A 20,622-nucleotide genomic window follows, 5' to 3' on the forward strand; every position below is an offset into this window, starting at 1 on the left:
TAATTAGTTAAGTGGTTGTGTGATAAATAGTAAACGATGAAATTGGGTAGAAAATTGTATGACTTTAGATAAGAAGAAGTTATTCAAGGATTTATGGATGATTATATCAAATACAATGATTTCTATTTTAGTACCATCTTGTGAGGAAAATGCCAAGGTCATTTTTTCAGTGGCAGGTGGGGACACCAGCCACGACAGTCCAAGCTCCGAATGAAGACTTGTCTGTATTTTAAATTACAATTTGTGAACCAAATTGCGATGACCAAAATTTCGCTGATCGAGATTCTTAAAATATGCGGTCCTACAGTTATCTAAATACTAACTACTAAGTACTAAATACTAAATACAAAAAGCCTGTCGCAAGACAGGCTTTTTTTGTTTTGTACCTAGGGCGGGAATCGAACCCGCACTCCTTTAACAGGAACAGGATTTTAAGTCCTGCGTGTCTACCAGTTCCACCACCTAGGCAACTGAGCGAAAGACGAGATTCGAACTCGCGACCCCAACCTTGGCAAGGTTGTGCTCTACCAACTGAGCTACTTTCGCTTGACGTGCTGCAAATATAGATAGATTTAGCAAAGTTGAAAAATAATAATTGTTGAAATGATGCAATGTGCTTGTAATGTGCGTAATAATTTTATCACGAAAGGGATAAAAAGGCCATAATAATAGCTTTTGGTGCTATTTTTGACTACTTTCGTGAATTAATTTAGATTTATGCAACTTAGACTCTTTGCTTTTATATTGTGGTGTTGCTTCGTCAAATTTGCCAAATCAGAATCATACCCCGAAGTGGTATTTGATAATAGTTTGGTGAAAGGTTCGTATGCCCGAAGTATTGTCAATTATTCAGGTGATAGCTGGGTGGAGAATGTACAGCGTAACCTGTTAGTCTCCGATACGTTGTTCTTTACTCCAGGAAATGCACTTTCTCTAAAATATATATCCTCAGAAAACGGTGACTGGGATGTCATGATTAAATATAGCCGCCAGAAGTTTCATTACCGGGTATCCAATAATGATATCTTGAGCCTAAAAATATTTGTTGGTTCGGAAGGTACCAAACCTGAACACCTTCCATCTATCTCTATTCAACAAGGTCAAAACCAATCAATCTCCGTTCCTTTAGGTGATTACATCGAAGATTTCAATAATAGTAGTTGGATGAGCGTAAAAATCCCTGTTAAAGAATTCGCTGGTTTAGATAGCGATAACATAATTTCAGGAATAGTTTTGCGTCAGCACCATTCAAGTGCAGTTACCAACCAACTGTTTCTAGACCAGATTGAATTCCTTCCTTCGCAATACCCGGAAACACCTTTGACATCAAATGCGGTGCTGACGAAAGCGCAAGCTTATGGAAACCATGTTGACTTGCTGTGGCAGGTACCTTTAACGCCAAGCATCCGTTACGTGAAGATTTATCGTTCCGAAGATAATAAAGATTTTAAGGCTGTTGGAATCCGACCGACTTATATGTTGAGGTGTTTGGACTTTGTGCCCATACTTGACAAAAAGTATTACTATAAGATTGCTTGGGTAGACTACAATTATCGGGAATCTCCATTTTCAGAAGTATTGGAGGTGGAACCGAAAAAATTAAGTGAAGACCATCTGCTGGATTTGATACAGTTAGCCAATGTCAATTATTTCGTCGACAATTATGATATAAATTCCGGTATGTACATGCCATTCAGGATGAAGGATAAAGCACCAGTTTCCGTTCGTGAAACTGGAGGTGCAATGCTCAGCATGTTGATTGGTGTAGAGAAAGGATTTGTGAGTAAACCATTGTTCTTGAGCAGAGTGAAAAGAATTGTAGATTTCTTAGGAAAAGCACAGAATAATAAAGGTTTTTATCCGGCTTATTTTGATGGTAGGAAAGGATTGCCGATTTACTTAGATGATCAACCACGCTATGATATTCAGGCTACTACCAGTTTAATGGAAGCTTTGTTGATTATTAGGCAGTACTTGACTACAGATTCAGAAGATGAAAATAATTTAAGAGCGATATCACCAAAATTGTGGGAACGTTTGGATTGGCGTGGAGTTACCTTGCCGTCCGGATCCTTTGGTTTTAAGATCTGCAATTGATATGGTCGATCAATACTTCACTTACGATCCTTTAGTTGGAATAAATGGAGGCATGAATGCCTATATGTTAGCTATTGCATCAACAAAATCCAGTCTTGCTCCCAGAAGCATTTGCCAATGCAATTCAATATAAGTTTGAAAGGCCAAAGAGAAGAAGCACTATTCGCAATATGCAAGTAACAGCAGTTGATAATATTGCGGATTCCGTTCAATCAATGATGGATCAAGAAGCACAGTTTTCAACTGTTTCGGGTAAAGATTCTATCTATAAGGTCTTAGCCACTCATGATACCTTGATGTACGGAATTCAATTGCCATTTGGTAATTATACGACAAGTCTATTGGATATGTATAGACCGTTTAATACGATTAATCCTTCCATTTCGAAAGTTGCAAATTATGATTTGAAAGATGTTTTGCAACGCTATACGCAAGTTGCAAAACGCAGGGACAATGAAATAGGGGTGGGCACCTCCAATTCCGATATTTGGGGATTTTACCAAGTAAGAGATAGTATCGGTACTTATAGAATTAATCCGGCCATTTCAGTTTCATCGATATTTTTGGATGAGGTTCGCGGGAAGCGTTCTCTGCATGCATTATACAATCAATTTGGAGAATATTTATTTACGGAATATGGTTTTAGGGCATGGTTGGACATTCGGACGGATGATGTCTCGGATGAATACATCGCCACTAATCAGGCGAGTTTAGCTATTCAGTTGGAAAATTCAAGAACGGGTTTGATTTGGAAATTATATCAAGCGATTCCCGAAATAAAATCTGCAGAACAAAGAATCTTTAAGAAGTAATATTTTAAATCAATATCGTTATATTTACGGCAATTAAACAATGAAAAAACACATGAAGCGAATCAATTATTTTTCTCTAATCTTTTTAGCGGGTTTAATCCTATTTTCTTGTAAACAACAAGCGTTAGTCGTTAATCCAGGTGCTGTAGTTTCTCAAGATGGTACCAATGATGGTTTGAAAAATGTAAAGAGAGAATTTTGAAGATGCTAAACAAACAAATGAAGGTATTTTAGTTTCTATTTCTTCGGATTTGTTGTTTCCTACCAATTCTTCATATTTGACAGATGCTGCTAAAACAGAGTTGAGCAAATTGGTTAAGGTTTTAAAAGGAGCTAACGGCAAGAATGATATTCGCGTTGATGGGCATACAGACGCTACAGGTACTGCTGAATACAATGTTTGGTTATCAGAGAAACGTGCTGCCTCTGTTGAGAAATTCTTGGTTGATTCTGGAATTTCAGCGTCTAGAATATCGACAAAAGGATTAGGACAATCAAAACCAATCGCAGATAACAAGACTCCTGAAGGAAGACAAAAAAACAGACGTGTAGAAGTGGTAATCTTAAAATAAGATACCCTTAAAATAAAAAATTGATTTCAAAACCGAGGTTTGGTTTTTGGTGGATACTGAAAATTAGACCTCGGTTTTTTTGTTAATAATTTTCTGTATTTTGTAATAAGGAACGGAAGAACGAATTTAAAACTCAGTAAAAAAACGATGTTGATGTTTTAATGGGCTAGTTTAGATTTACTTAAAATTATGAGTGTCTTGGTTGGATGATTTTCGGGGATTATTAGGATAATAATAATTAATTTTGTTAGTTATTAGAGGAAGTGAACAACGATATATTGAGTTAGGAAGAAATCTATGTATATAATTTTTGATACGGAAACGACGGGTTTGCCAAAGCGTTGGGATGCACCAATTACAGATACTGATAATTGGCCGAGATGTATCCAGATTGCATGGCAATTGCATGATGAAATGGGGCGATTAGTTGAGCATCAAGATTATTTAATCAAACCTGATGGTTTCAATATTCCCTATGATTCGGAGAAAATTCATGGTATTTCCACAGAGCTTGCTGAAACCGAGGGTATACCCTTAACTGATGTTTTAAGTTAAGTTTAATGAGGCTTTATCAAAGGCCAAATTTGTAGTAGGTCAGAACATTGGTTTTGATATCAATATTATGGGCTGTGAATTCTACAGGTATCAGGTTGAAAGCCCCATGGCTTCAATGCCTATTTTGGATACTTGTACAGAAGTTACTGCTGATCTATTAAAATTACCTGGAGGTAGGGGCGGTCGTTATAAATTGCCAAACCTTACTGAATTGCATAGCTATTTATTTGGAGTTCCATTTGCAGAGGCGCACAATGCAACTGCCGATGTGGAGGCTACGACTAGATGTTTCTTTGAGTTAATCAGGAAGGAGGTTTTTACTCCTCAAGAACTTCAAACGGATACAGGATACTTTGTTGAGTTTAAAGAGGAGAACCCCGAGGTTATTGAATCAGTCGGGTTAAAACATATTAATCTCAAGGTGGCTTCAGATGCTATTCGCGAAGCAGAGAGCATGGGTCAGAAAAAGGTTGTTATTGACCCTGAGACTCTAGCAAAATTTAAAGCAGCAGAATTTGCACATTTACATAATCATACTCAATTTTCAGTTTTACAATCCACTATTTCTATTGATAGTTTGATCCAAGCTGCTGCAAAGCACAAAATGGCAGCAGTAGCTATGACCGATCATGGCAATATGATGGGTGCTTTCCACTTTGTGAGCAAAACATTGGGTCATAACAAAGATGTTGAGGCTAAGATGGCTGAAGCAATTGAGAAAGGTGAGGAGTATGATGGAAGACCGATTAAACCAATAGTCGGCTGTGAGTTTTATGTTTGTGATAATCGAAAGGATAAAAGTCGGAAAGACAATGGTTATCAAATCGTATTCTTAGCAAAGAATAAAAACGGCTATCATAATATGGCCAAAATGGCTTCTGTAGCTTATACAGAAGGATTCTATTATGTGCCACGTATTGACCGTGAGACTGTAGAAAAGTATAAACAAGATTTAATAGTACTTTCCGGAAATTTAAATGGCGAGGTTCCGAGCAAAGTTTTAAATATTGGAGAGGTTCAGGCCGAAGAAGCATTGATATGGTGGAAGGAGCAGTTTGGGGAAGATTTTTATATTGAATTGATGCGACATGGTCAAGAGGATGAGAATCGAGTAAATGACTCATTGATCCAATTGGCTAAAAAACATCAGGTTAAGTTAATAGGAACCAACAACACCTATTATGTAAATAAATCTGATGCCCATGCTCATGATATCTTGTTATGTGTAAAGGATGGCGAGAAACTTTCGACTCCTAAGGGTCGTGGACGTGGATTTAGGTTTGGTTTGCCAAATCAGGAGTACTATTTCAAGTCTGCTGAAGAGATGAAGAAAGTGTTCTCTGATATTCCTGAGGCTATTATCAATATTCAGGATCTATTGGACAAGATCGAGGTTTATTCGTTGAACCGCGATGTCCTATTGCCAAAGTTTGAGATTCCTGAGCAGTTTCAATCTGCTGAAGATTTGGTTGATGGCGGCAAACGAGGTGAAAATGCCTTTTTGAAGCATTTAACCTATATTGGAGCAGAAAAGCGCTATGAAGAAATTACGGATTCTATCCGGGAACGTTTGGATTTTGAGCTTGCCACAATTGAAAAGACTGGATACCCCCGGTTACTTTCTGATTGTTCAGGACTTTATTGCTGCCGCTCGAGAAATGGGCGTATCTGTAGGTCCTGGTCGTGGATCCGCTGCTGGTTCTGCAGTAGCATACTGCCTAGGAATTACCAATATCGATCCCATTCAATATGACCTACTATTTGAGCGTTTCTTGAATCCTGACCGTGTTTCCATGCCCGATATTGATATTGACTTTGACGATGAAGGCCGTGGTAGGGTTATGCAATATGTAATTGACAAATATGGAGCATCTCAAGTTGCTCAGATCATTACCTATGGTACTATGGCAGCCAAATCTTCGATCAAAAGATACGGCGCGGGTACTGGATTTGCCATTATCAGATGCAAATGAAATTGCCAAACTAATTCCAAACCTAAAACTGAGCAAAATCTTCAACTTGGAGGACAAGGCATTGAAAGAGGTATTGCGGAGTGAGGAATTGGAGGCTGTAAATAAATTGAAATCCCTGGCTGATGGTGCCGGTATTGAAGCTGAGACCATCAAGCAAGCACGTGTTTTGGAGGGTTCGATGCGTAATACGGGAATTCATGCCTGTGGGGTCATCATTACTCCAGATGATATTACGAATTTTGTTCCGGTATCCTTAGCGAAGGACTCTGATCTATATGTCACTCAATTTGACAACTCCGTTGTTGAGAGTGCTGGCCTTTTGAAGATGGACTTCTTGGGGCTTAAAACATTAACACTGATTAAAGATACAGTGGCCAATGTGAAGTTAAGTCATGATATAGAATTAGATCCTGATAATTTCCCTATCGACGATGTAAAAACCTACGAGTTATTCCAAAGAGGGGAGACTGTTGGGGTTTTCCAATATGAGTCGCCTGGGATGCAGAAATACATGAAGGAATTGAAGCCTACTGTATTTGCCGATTTAATTGCGATGAACGCATTGTATCGACCAGGACCAATGGAGTATATTCCACTATTCGTCAAGCGTAAACATGGTATTGAACCTATTACGTATGACTTAGATGCCTGCGAGGAATATTTGAGTGAAACGTATGGTATTACGGTTTATCAGGAGCAGGTAATGCTTCTTTCTCAGAAATTGGCAGGTTTCTCTAAGGGTGATGCCGACGTATTGCGTAAGGCAATGGGTAAGAAACAGAAGGCTGTATTGGACAAGATGAAGCCTAAATTTGTTTCGCAAGCTGAAGCAAATGGTCACAGTGCGAAAATTCTTGAGAAGATATGGACTGACTGGGAAGCTTTTGCATCTTATGCCTTCAACAAATCGCACTCGACCTGTTATGCTTGGATAGCGTATCAAACTGCATATTTAAAAGCACATTACCCTGGCTGAATATATGGCCGCTGTACTTTCCAATAATATGAAACGATATCAAACAAGTAACGTTCTTTATGGAAGAGTGCAGACGAATGGGCTTAACAGTTTTAGGTCCGGAATGTTTAATGAATCGCATTATAAATTTACGGTAAATGACGAGGGTGCTATACGTTTTGGTATGGGAGCTGTAAAAGGTGTAGGTGCTGGAGCTGTAGATACAATCGTAAATAGTAGAAGCAACGGACCTTACAAGTCAATTTTTGATTTGGCGAAGCGCGTAGATCTACGCATGATCAATAAAAAAGCATTTGAGAGTTTAGCTTATGGTGGAGGGTTTGATTCATTTACAGATACTCATCGTGCCCAATACTTCTTTTCGGACTCAGACAGCAGTTCTGGAATCGAAAAAGGCCATTAAGTTTGCTCACAAATTCCGTGAGAATGAAAATTCTGCTCCAAGTAAGTCTGTTTGGTGCCGGTGGCGCTGTGGAACTACCTGAACCGACTTTGAACCCATGTCCACCATGGGGATTGATTGAGAAATTGAAATACGAAAAGGATGTTATTGGTATTTATTTAACCAGCCATCCTTTGGATAACTATAAATTTGAAATGAGGCATTTCTGTCCAAATAATGTGACGGACTTGCAGATGATCAATAAAGTCAAAGCGGCAGAGGTAGAACAAGAATTGCTGCTTGAATTTAATAGAATTAAGAATAAAGAGGTTGTCGTAGGTGGTATTGTGCAAATGGCAAACCATCGTGTAGCTAAATCTGGCAAGCCTTTTGGTTCTTTTATTATTGAAGACTATTCGGATTCATTTGAAATTATGGTTTTCGGAGAAGATTATGTTAAATTCAAAGGTTACTTGCAGGAAGGATATTTTGTTCAAATCCGCGGATTGGTTCAAGAGCGTTTCAAACAGGTTGGAAATTGGGGTTTTGAGTTAAAAGGGATTCAGTTGCTATCAGACCTCCGCGAGAAGATGGCCAAAAGCTTTACGATTCAATTTCCTTTGCATGCCTTAAATCAAGAATTTATGCATACCTTACAAGAATTGGTTAGCTGCACACAATTAGAAGGGCAGGAGGCGAATTGTCAATTGAAATTTATGATCATGGATCTTCAGGATGAGCTTTCTATAGAAATGCCAGTTAAGAAGAAGAAGATATTTATAACCAATGAATTTTTGGATGGCCTTGAGGCTCTTGAAAACGTTCGTTATAAATTAAATTGATAGGTTATAAAAAAAATAATAGGCGTAATAAAATAACATGTATAAGTGATTGCTTATATTTGTGTTTATAAAATTGTAAAACATAAAACATAATCAAAATGGCATTAGAAATTACAGATGGCAACTTTGATGAAGTTGTATTGAAATCAGATAAACCAGTACTAATCGATTTTTGGGCAGAATGGTGTGGCCATGTCGCATGGTTGGTCCATTGGTAGACGAAATTGCAACTGAATACGAAGGTAAGGCAGTAGTGGGTAAAGTTAATGTTGACAACAACCCAGACATCTCTGTACGTTATGGAATCAGAAATATCCCAGCGTTGTTGTTCTTTAAAAACGGTGAAATTGTTGACAAACAAATCGGTGCCGTTCCAAAATCAGTTCTAACTGAGAAATTAGAGAAACAATTATAAGAAAACAAAGAAGCCGCTCAAAAAGCGGCTTCTTTGTTTTCTGGATATGAGATTTGAGATATGAGATGTGGGATAATTTTTAGACAATAGACACAAGACATAAGACATAAGACTTGACATAGACTGTTAATATTTTATATCTAATAAGAACCGATTTTATTAACCATTACTACGTTTTTTAGATTATTAGTTTCTATATTTAGAAATTATTTCAATACCTCAGTAATATTTTTAAATAATAGTTATATTTATAATTTGACGGTTGTTTGTGTTGAATTATAGAATAATTTTTACTGAAGAAGTTAAGGGTTTTATATATTGTTTAGATTCTAAATCGGTAGAAAAAATATTAAAGACTTTTGATAAAGTAAAATTAGGACTATTTAGAGATTATTATGCTAAGATGTCTGGTACAAAAGATTTTTATGAGTGTAAAGTGAAAACAAAAGACCATTGGTTTAGATTTATTACTAAACATTATAAAATTAATGATGAAACCACAATTATTGTTCTTTCAGGATTTAAGAAAAAAAGTAATAAAATTCCCCAAAATGAAATAAAAAAAGCAGAAAAAATATATGAAAAAATATTTAAAAGTGGTCATTCATGATAAAATATTAAGTTATTTAATTTAACAAGAGGAATATGAAGGATTCTATAAAAATAAATGGATTGAACTATAATCAGCTTACTTCCCTAGATACTTTGAAAGATGAATTGATAGGTGTTGAAGGAAGTTTTGAGAGAGAAAGGTATGAACAAGAGTTAAATGTTGAAACCATTCAGGAGTTAATTAGAGAAATTAGAAAAAAAAGAAATCTCTCTCAGGAAGAGCTTGGATTAAAAATCGGAGTAAAAAAATCCCAAATAAGTAAAATAGAATCTGGCTATGATAATATTTCTCTAAAAATTATTTCTAAAGTTTTTGTAGCCCTTAATGCAAAGCTTAAAATAAGTGTTGTGTTAGATGATGAAGACCAACTGGATTTTCCTTAATGGTATTTCTAAAAGTTACTTTTTTACCGCTAACCTATATCTAAAACCCAATGTTGCCCATCTGCTTGGCATTGGTACCGCTCCAACTTCTATATATTGTGCATCGAATATATTCTGCATATCGGTATAGATCATATAGCTAGATTTCTGGAAGGAGATTCTTGCATCTGAAACAAAATAGGAATTTTTAGAACTTCTCTCAAGCATTCTATTTGCAGTACTGAAAGTCCAATTTCCTGTTTGAAAAACTGATCGTGCCAATCGCTTGATGCTTTAAACTTTCGATTCCGTATTTGATTATAGTGTTTTTATAATCATTTATAATAGAAGGATTTAAATATGTATACGAAAAGTTGAAGTTTATGTTTTTATTTTCTGTTATTCTATGGTTGTATAAAATATTGCTGAAAAAGCCATGTGTTTTATTGTTCCCTAAATTTTGGGGCTTGGAATGGTTCATCGGTGGATGCTCTGACCCAGTCGATGAAGTTGTCGATATCTCTGTAAAAGTATCCTCCTTTTAGGGTAAGACTGTTTTTTTGGAATGATGTGCTGATTTCATTCTGCCATGCATTTTCACTTTTCAGGTCTGGATTTCCAATGTTTCCAGGTCTTTGGTTTAGGTAAAGATCCGTAAAAGTTGGATTCTTTGGCTTGTTCCGCTGCTGGCAGAGACTTTCCAATGATCATTGATTAAATAACTGATATCCAACCCCGGGAAAACTTGCCAATCATAATCGGTATTATAGTTAATATAAGCTCCTAAGTTGAAAATAAAATTCCTGAAATAGGTTGACCTAAATTCTGTAAACATCCCTAAATTATTACGGTTGTGGTCACCAATATTAGAGCTGCTAATTGATTCATGTCTTGATTCAACCCCTAGGCCCAGATCACCATATTTAGACTGTCTATAAGCGTGCAATTCACCTGAGAAAGAATGTGTATAATGTTGACTTCTACCTTTGCTTAAATCATCTTTGAAATATCTATAATCATCTTCGTTATACCTATAATTTATCCTTGGACTCAAGTACCACTTTTCATTGATCTGATGTTGAGAGGTAATGCTCGACAGAAATGTTTCGACATTCTCTTCGGAATTTTTATCACCAGGTGCTGCATAAAAACCATTTGCTCCGAATTTATTATTGATATATCCCGCCATCATCTGTATCCTATTGTCCTGATTCAAGACGATATTATTTTGGTAATGCAACCTTTCATTATTACTGCCCGTATTGTAGCGTTGACCGTTACTATGTTCTTTGGTGGCATAAAGCTGGTGTTGGTGTTTTTGTGCGTTCAATGTTTCACCGACCTGTATACCACTACCATAATAAATGCCACTTTTATCTTCTTCTTCCACCTTTTTGAAGGAGCTTCCCGCATATAAATGTGCATAAACAGAATTGTGGTCAACTTTTTTGGTAACAATATTTACAGCTCCGGTTAGAGCATTGATTCCGTACATCCTAGATGCTGGGCCTCTCAGGATTTCAATTCTTTCGATGGCTTCCAATGGAATTGGAATATTGAGCATATGATGTCCTGTTTGAGGATCAGACAATTTAACACCATTGATCAAAAGTAAAGTTTGATCAAAACTGCCGCCGTCAATACCTATGTCAGCTTGGGTTCCAAATGGACCTCTTTGTCTAATATCCAATCCGGACACATATCTTAAAACCTCATTGATACTGGTACTTGGCAGATTTTTGAGGTCTTTTTGGGTGAGGACCTGAATGTTTCGACTATGTTGGTTAAAAGGAATTTGAAATCTATTTTCTTGAATTAATACTTCATCTATATTGGTAGTATCGGAGTTTATGTTTTGTGCAAAAACAACAGTAGGTAATGAGCACAGAAGAAATAATAAATTCTTAGTTGACATTCTAATTAAAATTTTGCCAAAATTAGTTAAAATGTTTACAGCAAACGAAGTTTTTAATGCCATTCTTGCCTTCCTTTTGGTATTTTATTTATAGTCAAATCCATACTGTCATTTTCAATAGATATCTTTTCCAATTTTGATAGATCAGGTTGTCCTGCATCAACCCATGCACTATACCACAATGACCCAATTGCGTGTATGGATTTTTTCATCCTTCTTTGTACCATTCCATTCAATGCCAAATGATAAGATATGACATAGAAATCGGAATAATTAGGTTGAATTTGCTGCCCTCTTTGGATATATGCCCTTTGCAAGACTTTGGGTAAATTTTTGGAGAGTTGTTTTTCTATTGTCTATACGGAATCGAGTAAATGATGGCTTTGGAGAACTGTTGACCAAGCGAAATCCAGGACATTGTTTATATATTTTGCTGGGCCTACCATAAGTTTGTATTTATGGTGAAACATTTCAGGTATTCGAGTTTCCCAAAGAGCATGAATTCCAACCTGATTGGTAAATTGACCATTATAATTGCTGGTCGTATGTAGTGGCACGTGCGCATCGGCAGCATAATGACCTAAATCTGCAGAAAGCTTGATTATCCTTGCAATATCCTTGTTGTAAAATGCCTTAACCAGTTGCCTATACGAATTGTCGATCTGCCAAGGGACAATACCTTTGCTTAATATTATTTTTTCATTGAATTTTTCTCTGACTTTATACCAAGGAATCAGCAATGAATCGGTATTTTCAATTTTATCAAGATCGATGAAATGTCTTGGCGATTCCTTGGGGTCGATATATACTCTTTTATCTGCATTTACGGCAAAATTCACGGATTTGGAAACTATGTTTTTTATAGAATATGGCGAGATTTGGTGGGAGGGTGAAGATAGCGTTAAGGTTGATCAATTTATGAGGTTGAAATCCCCAAGACGATACAAAGAACGTTAACATAAAAAATGCTATTGTAGTCACACAGCGTTTCATGTTGGTTACGAGATATTTATTGAAAATTAATAATTTTTAGTTAAGATATCTAGAGTTTTTTCTAAACATATTAACTGAAATTTGTTACTTTGTTACAGTCAAATTCGGAATCGATGAAAATATTATATGCTGTTCAAGGGACTGGAAATGGGCATTTATGTAGGGCAATTGATATTATTCCCTGCCTTCAGGAATATGGACAAGTAGACGTTTTAATCAGTGGTATCCAAGCCGATATCGTATTGCCATTTGAGGTGAAATACCGTTATCATGGTTTGAGTTTTATTTTTGGGAAATCTGGTGGTGTCGATCTCTGGAAGACCTTTATGAGTTCCACTGTCCGTAAATTCGTCAAAGAAGTGAATTCGGTACCCGTTGAAGAATATGATTTGGTGATCAATGATTTTGAGCCGATCTCAGCATGGGGTTGTTACTTCAAAGAAAAAAGCTGTATTGGTTTAAGCCATCAAATAGGAGCTTTTGACCCTTCAAGTCCTAAACCCGAAGAATCGGATATGTTGGGTAAATTCATCATGAAAAATTATGCTCCTGCAAATATTTCTTATGGATTTCATTTTAAATCCTATGCTTCCCATATTTTCACTCCTGTCATCCGTCAATCAGTTAGGCAATTAGATCCTAAAGATTTAGGACATTATACCGTATATTTACCATCGTACGATGATTCACATCTCTTAAAGCATCTTTCGAGGTTTCCAGATGTGAAGTGGGAGGTTTTCTCTAAACATAACAAGAAACCTTTTAGGATGAAGAATGTCTCTATTAATCCGATTAATAGCGATGCTTTTGTTCAGAGTATGGCAGAATCATCAGGGGTGCTTTGCGGAGCTGGTTTTGAAACACCTGCTGAGGCTTTGTACTTAGGCAAGAAGTTGTTGGTCATTCCGATGAAAAATCAATATGAACAGCATTTAAATGCTGCTTCATTAGAAGAAATCGGAGTTCCGGTGATAAAAAGCTTGAAAAAGAAATCAGAATTGGATATTGAGTCGTGGCTCAATGCCAAATCTAAAGTAAATGTAGACTACCAAGATTGTACTGCTGAGATAGTAGATAACATCGTGAAAAAACATAAACCGTAATGAAGTATATTTTAGGAATCTTTTTTTGTTTAGCCTTGAGTTCGAAAAGTGTTCAAGCTCAGAAATTATCGAATAGCACTGATTCATTGTCGTATGCATTGGGTCAAGACTTGGCATCTTATCTCAAAAAAATGGAGCTCCCACTGAACAAGACTCTTTTAATGCAAGCTGTCAGCGATGTTCTAGATGGGAAAGAAACATTATTGAAAGATGAGGAACGCGAAGGTGTAATCCGCGCTGGATTAATGAAAATTCAAGAAGAAAAAAATGCAGGTCTGAAAAAAGCATCACAAGATTTTTTGGATCAAAACAAAAAGAAACCTGGCGTAAAAGTTACTCCTGAGGGGGTTCAATATGAGGTTATCAAAGAGGGGGAAGGATTGAAAGCGACATTAGAGGATACTTTAACCGTTCATTATGTGGGCAAAATTTATACTGGTGAACAATTCGATAGCTCATATGATCGTGGTGAACCTTTAGAACTTAATTTAAAGTCAATGATCGAGGGATGGAAAATTGGAATTCCTTTGATGAACAAAGGTTCTAAATATAGATTCTTTATTCCTCATTCCCTTGGATATGGTGAACGAGCAAGCGGACCGATTCCAGCTTATAGCACCCTGATATTTGAAGTAGAATTGTTGGACATCAAATCACCTAATGAAAATGCAATATAATAAAGTAGGTCATTCAGATTTGAAAATTTCTGAGGTAGGGCTGGGAGCGATGTCCTTGGTTCAAGGTCAGGATGATACCAATTCTTACATCATAAATCATGCTAGGGGATTGGGAATCAATTATCTCGATACTTCAGATCTATATGATAAAGGTAAAAATGAAGAATTAATAGGGAGACTTCTTTCTGGTGAGCGTGATAAATGGATTTTAGCATCCAAGGTAGGTAATAAGTGGCGCGAAGATGGAAGTGGATGGGATTGGAAACCGAGTAAAGATTATATTCTTAAAGCTGTAGAAGATTCACTCAGACGTTTAAAAACTGACTATCTTGATCTTTATCAGCTGCATGGCGGAACTATTGATGATCCTTTTGACGAGATTGTTGAAGCATTTGAAATACTGGTAAAGCAGGGGAAAATCCGTTATTACGGGATTTCATCTATTCGACCAAATGTATTTCTTAATTATGCTGAGCATAGTAATATAGTTTCAGATATGATGCAGTACAGTATCTTGGATCGTAGACCAGAAGAATATTTTCCAGAATTGGCAAAAAGAAATATTTCGGTACTAGCAAGGGGAACAGTTGCTCAAGGGCTTTTAATCAAGAAAGCAGCACAAAAATATCTTAGTTATTCTGTCCATGATGTCCTTGATATTCAAAAGAGAATAAATTCCATCGCTAATGATCTGAATGTATCAAGTCTTGCATTAGCTTTAAAATATCCTTTATTACATGAGCCAGTTGCTTGTTGTGTGCTGGGCATAAGAACCAAAACACAGGTAAATGCATTGGATAATGTATTCCAAGAAATGAGCACATTAAATATTGATTCTTACAGTCCTTTATTTAATGTACTGCCAAAAGAAATTAAGTATCAGGACCATAGGAAATAAAATCAAGAATTTATATTTATCATTTTAAGATTTAAAAGAGGTTATCCAATGCGGGTAACCTTTTTTATTTCTTGTTAGAATTCTTTTAAAAATAATATTCCTATATTTGCCTACCTACTAGTAGGTAAATGTAAAACAATATATGGATACAAGAGATAAAATCATTCAACTAGGAGATACGCTGATTCGGGAAAGAGGCTACAATGCCTTTAGCTTCAGTGATATTTCTAAGCAGTTGAATATAAAGAATGCTTCTATTCATTATCATTTTCCAACTAAAACATCTTTAGTTATAGCCATTATTCAAAAACACGTGATTCAATTGGAACGATTTAAAAAGAATGTCAGTAATTCTGATCCATTGCAGAAAATTACCATGTTTTTAAATGTCTACAGTTTTGGGAGGAAAGAAGGCAAAAGAAGTATTCTAGGTTCTTTAAGTAATGATTATAACACCTTTACTTCAGAAATTCAAACGGAATTAAAGATTTTGATGGACAATACTTTGCATTGGTTATCAGAAACATTGAAGGAAGGAAAGAGTTTGGAGGTATTTATTTTCAAAGAAGATAATAGGACCAAAGCCTTATTATTGATCACAAATATTTTAGGTGCGGAACAATTGACAAGAATCACCTATAAACATGATTTTCGGGATATAAAGAATGCCATTATTAATAATTTAACAAATATTTAAATGAGAAGAGTTGTTGTTACTGGAATTGGAGCGATTAGTCCATTGGGCAATACGATTAAAGATTTTTGGAAAGCTATCGTTGGAGGTAAATCTGCTGCTAAAAATATCACAAAATTTGACACGAGTAATTTCAAGACAAAATTTGCTTGCGAGGTAAAGGATTTCAATCCATTAGAGGTTATAGAAAAAGCTGATTTACGCAAATATGATTTGTATACTCAGTATGCTTTGGTTGCCGTTGATGAGGCAGTCAAACATGCCGGCATAGATTTCGAGCAATTAAATAGAAACAAAATAGGAGTTATCTGGGGGTCAGGAAATGGAGGGATCGAGACCTTTCAGGAGCAGGTTTCAGAGTTTGCTTTAGGAAATGGTGTGCCTCGATTTAACCCATATTTTATTCCTAAAATGATCGTTGATATTGCTTCAGGGGTTATTTCAATGAAGTATGGATTGAGGGGAGTGAATTTTGCTACAGTTTCAGCATGTGCAACTTCTAATACTTCAATTATTGATGCTTTTAATTATATAAAATGGAATAAGGCAGATATGATTATTACTGGAGGATCTGAAGCAGCAATTACAGAAAGTTCAGTTGGTGGATTTAATGCTGCAAGAGCATTATCGACCAATAATGATAATCCTGAACAAGCTTCAAGACCATTCGATATTAAGAGAGATGGATTTGTGATGGGAGAAGGCGCAGGAGCAATCATCCTTGAGGAATTAGAACATGCCAAGAAGCGTGGAGCAAATATTATTGCTGAAATAGTCGGAGGTGGTATGGCTGCAGATGCTTATCATTTGACTGGTACACATCCAGAAGGAGAGGGTGCTTACTTAGGAATGTTGGCAGCTTTAGAAGAGGCGAATATTGAACCTAATGAGATTGATTACATCAATGCTCATGCTACGTCGACACCAGCAGGCGACATAAGTGAATTGAAGGCTATGACTAGAGTTTTTGGAGAAAACAAGGATATAAGCGTTAGTTCTACAAAATCAATGCTAGGTCATTTATTAGGAGCAGCTGGAGCCATTGAAGCTATTGTTTGTATCAAAGCTGTAAGCGAGGACATAATACCTGCTACAATCAATACTACGGAGATTGAACCCGCATTTGCAAACTCTTTCAACTTCCCATTAGGGACAAGTATTAAGAGGCCTGTCAACTATACGCTGAACAATACTTTCGGTTTTGGAGGACATATAGCCTCCAGTATTTTCAAAAAGTATACAGATTAATCTATAACAAAAATGACCAAGCGAAAACTTGGTCATTTTTGTTTTAAGATCTAAAATATTTCTTTAAGATCGGTTCCAGATCTTCCGGAGTATCGATTGCATCATTGATATGATTTGAAATAGCAGTTTGGATTTTATATCCGTTATCCAACCATCTTAATTGTTCTAAGGACTCTGTAGTTTCAAGCTTGGAAATTGGAAGTTTAGCTATCTCTTTTAGAACATCGATTTTGTATCCATATATACCGATATGATTATAGTAAGGCGCATTAGAGAGCCATTCTGATATATTTAATCCTCTAAAGTAAGGAATTGGTTGTCTGGAGAAGTATAGTGCTTCATTATTATGGTTCAGAACAACTTTTGGCTTATTGACATTTTCGAGGTCTGCTAATTCAGTAATAGGTCTTACTAAAGTGGCGATGGAAGTTTCTGGTTTTTCAAAACATGAGACTAGCAGGTCAATCTGTTGGGGATCGATAAAAGGCTCGTCACCTTGTATATTGATTGCCACATCAAATCCGGATATACTGTTGATGACCTCAGCACATCGGTCAGTGCCAGACTGATGATCCTTACTGGTCATGACAACGTTTTCTGCAAAACTCTTTACATGGTCAAAGATTCTTTGATCATCGGTCGCCACTACGACTTCACTTAACGAACTTGCATGCTTAACCTGATTATAAACTCTTTGGATCATTGATAATCCGCCAATGTCTACCAATGGCTTGCCAGGAAACCTTGTGGATTCATACCTAGCAGGAATTATTCCGATAACTTTCATAGGATAAAAATAAAAAAAAGCCGATGAAAATCGGCTTTTAAAATATTTTGATTAGAACAGACCGAAAAGTTCGGCTTCTATTTTTTGGATAATCTTACCGAGATCTTCTTGGTTATTTGCAAAGTCTAAGTTGTCTTTATCTAATACCAATAGTTTACCTTCTGTATAATTATTGATCCATTTTTCATATTTATCGTTTAGTTTCGATAAGTAGTCCAAGCGAATTCCAGATTCATAATCACGTCCTCTTTTTTGAATATTGTTCACTAGGGTAGGAACAGAGGCTTTTAGATAGATAAGGAGATCTGGAGGTTTGATATAATTTACGATGCTCTGAAAGATATCGGAATAATTTTCAAAGTCACGTGCACTCATCAACCCCATATCGTAGAGGTTTTCTGCAAAGATATAAGCATCTTCATAGATTGTTCTGTCCTGGATCATATTGATGTCTCTGTTTTGCAGATCCACAATATGGCGGAATCTAGAATTCAAGAAGAAGATTTGAAGGTTGAATGCCCAGCGTTTCATGTCGCTGTAGAAATCTTCTAAGTAAGGATTGTTTTCTACGGCTTCAAACTGAGGTTCAAAGTTGAGGTGCTTAGCTAATAATTCTGTTAATGTAGTTTTACCGGCACCAATATTTCCAACGATAGCTATATGCATAATTCTAGTACAATTTTTTTAAACCGATGATTTCACGCACTTCTTTCATTGTTTTTTGAGCACTTGCCTGCGCTTTTTCAGCTCCAAGTTTCAATACTTTAGCAATATATGCGTCGTCTTGGTTGATTTCATTGATTCTAGCTCTAACATCACTAGTAGCAATGATCATATCTTCAGCCAATTGTTTTTTGAAATCACCGTAACGGATCTCAGCTTTATTATATAGATTGTCAAAATGTTGAACTGTATCAGGTGTAGATACCACATTCATCAAATCAAAAAGGTTCTGAACAGCTTCTGGTTTTTCTTGGTTTTCTTGAGTAGGACCAGCGTCAGTTACAGCACGCATTATTTTTTTACGAACAGCCTCCTCAGTGTCAGAAAGGTAAATACAGTCGGCATCACCATTTGATTTGCCCATCTTTCCTTGACCTGAAAGCCCAGGGATTTTAATTAACTTATCAGAATATGTAAATGCAAAGGATTCTTTGAAATAATCAACTTCATACAGACGGTTGAATCTATTTCCAAAAGTCCTTGTCATTTCCAAGTGTTGTTCTTGATCTTTTCCAACGGGTACTTTCGTTCCATGGTGAATTAGGATATCACATGCCATCAATACCGGGTAAGTCAATAGTCCTGCATTGACATTGTTAGGATTTGCTCGTACTTTATCCTTGAATGCTGTTGAGCGCTCAAGTTCCCCCAAATATGCATTCATATTCATATATAGGTAAAGTTCAGCCACCTCAGGTACATCTGATTGTACGTATATAGTTGACTTTTCTGGATCAAGTCCAGCGGCAAGATATTCTACTACGACATTGCGCACAGTTTCTTTTAATCCATGTGGCGTTGGGTGAGTAGTTAAAGAGTGTAAATCTGCGATAAAAAAGAAGCAATTGTACTCGTCTTGCATTTTGACGAAATTCTTCAATGCTCCATAGTAATTTCCAAGGTGTAATTTTCCGGTACTTCTAATACCACTAACAACGGTTTCCATATTAGTTGCGAAGTTACATAAAAAACAGGAAAATTCAGACAGGTTAAATCTATGTTAAGCTGTCGTAAGATAATCGTGCTAAAAGGTGTTTTAAACTAGGTTTAGTAGAGTTGAGGGTTCTCCAATAAGTCCGTTACATAACCTAAAACTTCTGCTTCTTGGGCTCCATCTTCTAGCATAGAAAAGGTTAGGTATGCTGCATATATCTCACAACTGAAAACGACATGTTTGTCTGAGACAATGGTGTCAATTACACCTTCCCTGATGTCAATTCCCAAATGCTCTATTTCATTGTGAAGGTTGGTAGAAATGCTCTCGTGATCTTCACCTGAAGCAAATCCAACAATAATATGTAAGATCAATTTGTCAAACAGTTCCGGGTTCATATTCTTGAACTTATTAGCATATAGTTCAGAATCAAAACGACTTTTCGCACTTGAGACAATTTTGTCCCAAATAAGGTACTCAGTTTTAGTTTGCATAACAAAAGTTTATAAGTGTTATCGTAAATATAATCAATTATCCTTTTCCATACAACGGTTAAATTAAGATTAACTCTCAATGTGTATGCAAACAAATAGGTTGTTTGGAAGGTTCTAATAGTACATTTTAAAAAACAATTGTTATGATAAATTCAGATGAGAATAAAAAGAAGAACAAGTTGAATGATGATGATCAAGGACCTAGAGATCCTAATAATCTTGCTTATGACTCAGAAGAAGATTCTTATGAGCTTGATGTCAATGACAGAGATCCAGATTGGGAACACCCTTCGGATTATGACACCATAAGTGAGGGTGCAGCTGATGATGATTCCACCTATGACTCTGCCAACCCTTATGTTGGCGATGAATACGCACCTTTGGAAGAGTTGAGAGAAGAAAATTTGGATGACAATAATATGCATATTGAAGGTGAAAGTATTGTGAGGGTTTCTAAAGAAGATGAGGAATTGTCTAGAGATGCCGAAGATTACCGCGATGATTTAGACGAGGAAGGTTATCCTAAAAACGACGAGTAGCCTGTACTTGGCTACTAT

At 36.3% G+C, this 20,622-nt stretch carries 21 protein-coding genes, 2 tRNA genes and 2 pseudogenes; 14 read left to right on the forward strand and 11 right to left on the reverse strand.

Annotated elements, in window-relative coordinates; genetic code table 11:
• Positions 1–383: 383 nt before the first annotated feature.
• Both FGL31_RS11655 and FGL31_RS11660 read right to left on the reverse strand, forming a co-directional pair.
• A tRNA-Leu gene (locus tag FGL31_RS11655) sits at positions 384–468 on the reverse strand.
• Positions 469–473: 5 nt separating this feature from the next.
• Positions 474–546, reverse strand: a tRNA-Gly gene (locus tag FGL31_RS11660).
• Between the two features lie 171 nt (positions 547–717).
• Between FGL31_RS11660 and FGL31_RS11665 the strand changes: the two genes are divergently transcribed.
• The 8 genes and pseudogenes from FGL31_RS11665 (at position 718) to relB (ending at position 9,620) form a co-directional block, all read left to right on the forward strand.
• Positions 718–2,097, forward strand: coding sequence for a hypothetical protein (locus FGL31_RS11665; protein WP_138091640.1), 1,380 nt, complete (start codon positions 718–720; stop codon positions 2,095–2,097).
• Between the two features lie 74 nt (positions 2,098–2,171).
• On the forward strand, positions 2,172–2,909 hold the full coding sequence (locus FGL31_RS11670) for a glucoamylase family protein (RefSeq protein WP_138091642.1): 738 nt from the start codon (positions 2,172–2,174) through the stop codon (positions 2,907–2,909).
• Positions 2,910–2,961: 52 nt separating this feature from the next.
• Positions 2,962–3,111 carry a hypothetical protein gene (locus tag FGL31_RS25480; RefSeq protein WP_232046667.1) on the forward strand — a complete coding sequence of 50 codons (150 nt, stop codon included), beginning with the start codon at positions 2,962–2,964 and terminating at the stop codon, positions 3,109–3,111.
• A 76-nt stretch (positions 3,112–3,187) separates the two neighbouring features.
• Positions 3,188–3,481 (forward strand): OmpA family protein, encoded by a 294-nt coding sequence (locus FGL31_RS25485; protein WP_232046673.1) that lies wholly within the window; start codon positions 3,188–3,190, stop codon positions 3,479–3,481.
• Positions 3,482–3,778: 297 nt separating this feature from the next.
• Positions 3,779–8,209: pseudogene (dnaE, locus tag FGL31_RS11680) on the forward strand (DNA polymerase III subunit alpha).
• Between the two features lie 98 nt (positions 8,210–8,307).
• Positions 8,308–8,624 (forward strand): annotated as a pseudogene (trxA, locus tag FGL31_RS11685) (thioredoxin).
• 268 nt (positions 8,625–8,892) lie between these two features.
• On the forward strand, positions 8,893–9,234 hold the full coding sequence (locus tag FGL31_RS11690) for a type II toxin-antitoxin system RelE/ParE family toxin (protein ID WP_232046675.1): 342 nt from the start codon (positions 8,893–8,895) through the stop codon (positions 9,232–9,234).
• A gap of 35 nt (positions 9,235–9,269) precedes the next feature.
• Positions 9,270–9,620: a type II toxin-antitoxin system RelB family anti-toxin gene (gene relB / locus FGL31_RS11695; RefSeq protein WP_099369900.1), complete on the forward strand. Its 351-nt coding sequence runs from the start codon at positions 9,270–9,272 to the stop codon at positions 9,618–9,620.
• Positions 9,621–9,635: 15 nt separating this feature from the next.
• On the opposite strand, the gene FGL31_RS11700 is transcribed toward relB, so the two are convergent.
• From FGL31_RS11700 to FGL31_RS11720, 5 genes are all read right to left on the reverse strand, one after another.
• Positions 9,636–9,881, reverse strand: a complete 246-nt coding sequence (locus FGL31_RS11700) for a hypothetical protein (protein ID WP_138091646.1) — start codon at positions 9,879–9,881, stop codon at positions 9,636–9,638.
• Between the two features lie 161 nt (positions 9,882–10,042).
• Entirely contained in the window at positions 10,043–10,303 is a 261-nt protein-coding gene (locus FGL31_RS11705) for a TonB-dependent receptor domain-containing protein (RefSeq protein ID WP_138091648.1), read from the reverse strand.
• Complete coding sequence (locus FGL31_RS11710; RefSeq protein ID WP_171017653.1) at positions 10,240–11,514, reverse strand: TonB-dependent receptor plug domain-containing protein; 1,275 nt, start codon at positions 11,512–11,514, stop codon at positions 10,240–10,242. The genes FGL31_RS11705 and FGL31_RS11710 overlap by 64 nt, the downstream gene beginning before the upstream one ends.
• A gap of 53 nt (positions 11,515–11,567) precedes the next feature.
• On the reverse strand, positions 11,568–11,831 hold the full coding sequence (locus FGL31_RS11715) for a hypothetical protein (RefSeq protein WP_138091652.1): 264 nt from the start codon (positions 11,829–11,831) through the stop codon (positions 11,568–11,570).
• A gap of 39 nt (positions 11,832–11,870) precedes the next feature.
• The gene (locus FGL31_RS11720; RefSeq protein WP_138091654.1) at positions 11,871–12,353 is read right to left on the reverse strand and encodes a phospholipase C/P1 nuclease family protein; all 483 of its coding nucleotides are present in this window, start codon (positions 12,351–12,353) and stop codon (positions 11,871–11,873) included.
• 267 nt (positions 12,354–12,620) lie between these two features.
• On the opposite strand from FGL31_RS11720, the gene FGL31_RS11725 reads away from it, so the two are divergent.
• The 5 genes from FGL31_RS11725 (at position 12,621) to fabF (ending at position 17,127) form a co-directional block, all read left to right on the forward strand.
• Entirely contained in the window at positions 12,621–13,610 is a 990-nt protein-coding gene (locus tag FGL31_RS11725) for a glycosyltransferase family protein (protein ID WP_138091656.1), read from the forward strand.
• Positions 13,610–14,287 carry an FKBP-type peptidyl-prolyl cis-trans isomerase gene (locus tag FGL31_RS11730; protein WP_138091658.1) on the forward strand — a complete coding sequence of 226 codons (678 nt, stop codon included), beginning with the start codon at positions 13,610–13,612 and terminating at the stop codon, positions 14,285–14,287. The genes FGL31_RS11725 and FGL31_RS11730 overlap by 1 nt, the downstream gene beginning before the upstream one ends.
• On the forward strand, positions 14,277–15,185 hold the full coding sequence (locus FGL31_RS11735; protein WP_138091660.1) for an aldo/keto reductase: 909 nt from the start codon (positions 14,277–14,279) through the stop codon (positions 15,183–15,185). The genes FGL31_RS11730 and FGL31_RS11735 overlap by 11 nt, the downstream gene beginning before the upstream one ends.
• 142 nt (positions 15,186–15,327) lie before the next feature.
• Positions 15,328–15,882: a TetR/AcrR family transcriptional regulator gene (locus FGL31_RS11740; protein WP_138091662.1), complete on the forward strand. Its 555-nt coding sequence runs from the start codon at positions 15,328–15,330 to the stop codon at positions 15,880–15,882.
• Positions 15,883–17,127: a beta-ketoacyl-ACP synthase II gene (fabF, locus tag FGL31_RS11745; RefSeq protein WP_138091664.1), complete on the forward strand. Its 1,245-nt coding sequence runs from the start codon at positions 15,883–15,885 to the stop codon at positions 17,125–17,127.
• A gap of 43 nt (positions 17,128–17,170) precedes the next feature.
• Here fabF and kdsB read toward each other — a convergent pair whose 3' ends face one another.
• From kdsB to FGL31_RS11765, 4 genes are all read right to left on the reverse strand, one after another.
• Positions 17,171–17,914 (reverse strand): 3-deoxy-manno-octulosonate cytidylyltransferase, encoded by a 744-nt coding sequence (gene kdsB / locus FGL31_RS11750; RefSeq protein ID WP_138091666.1) that lies wholly within the window; start codon positions 17,912–17,914, stop codon positions 17,171–17,173.
• 51 nt (positions 17,915–17,965) lie between these two features.
• The gene (locus FGL31_RS11755) at positions 17,966–18,580 is read right to left on the reverse strand and encodes a deoxynucleoside kinase (protein ID WP_099369907.1); all 615 of its coding nucleotides are present in this window, start codon (positions 18,578–18,580) and stop codon (positions 17,966–17,968) included.
• 4 nt (positions 18,581–18,584) lie between these two features.
• Positions 18,585–19,583 (reverse strand): tryptophan--tRNA ligase, encoded by a 999-nt coding sequence (trpS, locus tag FGL31_RS11760; RefSeq protein ID WP_138091668.1) that lies wholly within the window; start codon positions 19,581–19,583, stop codon positions 18,585–18,587.
• Positions 19,584–19,684: 101 nt separating this feature from the next.
• The gene (locus FGL31_RS11765; RefSeq protein ID WP_099369909.1) at positions 19,685–20,065 is read right to left on the reverse strand and encodes a hypothetical protein; all 381 of its coding nucleotides are present in this window, start codon (positions 20,063–20,065) and stop codon (positions 19,685–19,687) included.
• A 143-nt stretch (positions 20,066–20,208) separates the two neighbouring features.
• On the opposite strand from FGL31_RS11765, the gene FGL31_RS11770 reads away from it, so the two are divergent.
• Positions 20,209–20,604 (forward strand): hypothetical protein, encoded by a 396-nt coding sequence (locus tag FGL31_RS11770; protein WP_099369961.1) that lies wholly within the window; start codon positions 20,209–20,211, stop codon positions 20,602–20,604.
• Positions 20,605–20,622: the final 18 nt, after the last annotated feature.

Origin of the sequence: Sphingobacterium daejeonense (assembly GCF_901472535.1) — a bacterium.
In the GTDB taxonomy this organism is placed as follows: Bacteria; Bacteroidota; Bacteroidia; order Sphingobacteriales; family Sphingobacteriaceae; genus Sphingobacterium; species Sphingobacterium daejeonense.

Coding starts and splice junctions, on each gene's coding strand:
- FGL31_RS11665 (WP_138091640.1), top strand. CDS start 718: ATGCAACTTAGACTCTTTGCTTTTATATTGTGGTGTTGCTTCGTCAAA.
- FGL31_RS25480 (WP_232046667.1), top strand. CDS start 2,962: ATGAAGCGAATCAATTATTTTTCTCTAATCTTTTTAGCGGGTTTAATC.
- relB (WP_099369900.1), top strand. CDS start 9,270: ATGAAGGATTCTATAAAAATAAATGGATTGAACTATAATCAGCTTACT.
- FGL31_RS11710 (WP_171017653.1), bottom strand. CDS start 11,514: ATGTCAACTAAGAATTTATTATTTCTTCTGTGCTCATTACCTACTGTT.
- FGL31_RS11725 (WP_138091656.1), top strand. CDS start 12,621: ATGAAAATATTATATGCTGTTCAAGGGACTGGAAATGGGCATTTATGT.
- FGL31_RS11730 (WP_138091658.1), top strand. CDS start 13,610: ATGAAGTATATTTTAGGAATCTTTTTTTGTTTAGCCTTGAGTTCGAAA.
- FGL31_RS11735 (WP_138091660.1), top strand. CDS start 14,277: ATGCAATATAATAAAGTAGGTCATTCAGATTTGAAAATTTCTGAGGTA.
- FGL31_RS11740 (WP_138091662.1), top strand. CDS start 15,328: ATGGATACAAGAGATAAAATCATTCAACTAGGAGATACGCTGATTCGG.
- fabF (WP_138091664.1), top strand. CDS start 15,883: ATGAGAAGAGTTGTTGTTACTGGAATTGGAGCGATTAGTCCATTGGGC.
- kdsB (WP_138091666.1), bottom strand. CDS start 17,914: ATGAAAGTTATCGGAATAATTCCTGCTAGGTATGAATCCACAAGGTTT.
- FGL31_RS11755 (WP_099369907.1), bottom strand. CDS start 18,580: ATGCATATAGCTATCGTTGGAAATATTGGTGCCGGTAAAACTACATTA.
- trpS (WP_138091668.1), bottom strand. CDS start 19,583: ATGGAAACCGTTGTTAGTGGTATTAGAAGTACCGGAAAATTACACCTT.
- FGL31_RS11765 (WP_099369909.1), bottom strand. CDS start 20,065: ATGCAAACTAAAACTGAGTACCTTATTTGGGACAAAATTGTCTCAAGT.
- FGL31_RS11770 (WP_099369961.1), top strand. CDS start 20,209: ATGATAAATTCAGATGAGAATAAAAAGAAGAACAAGTTGAATGATGAT.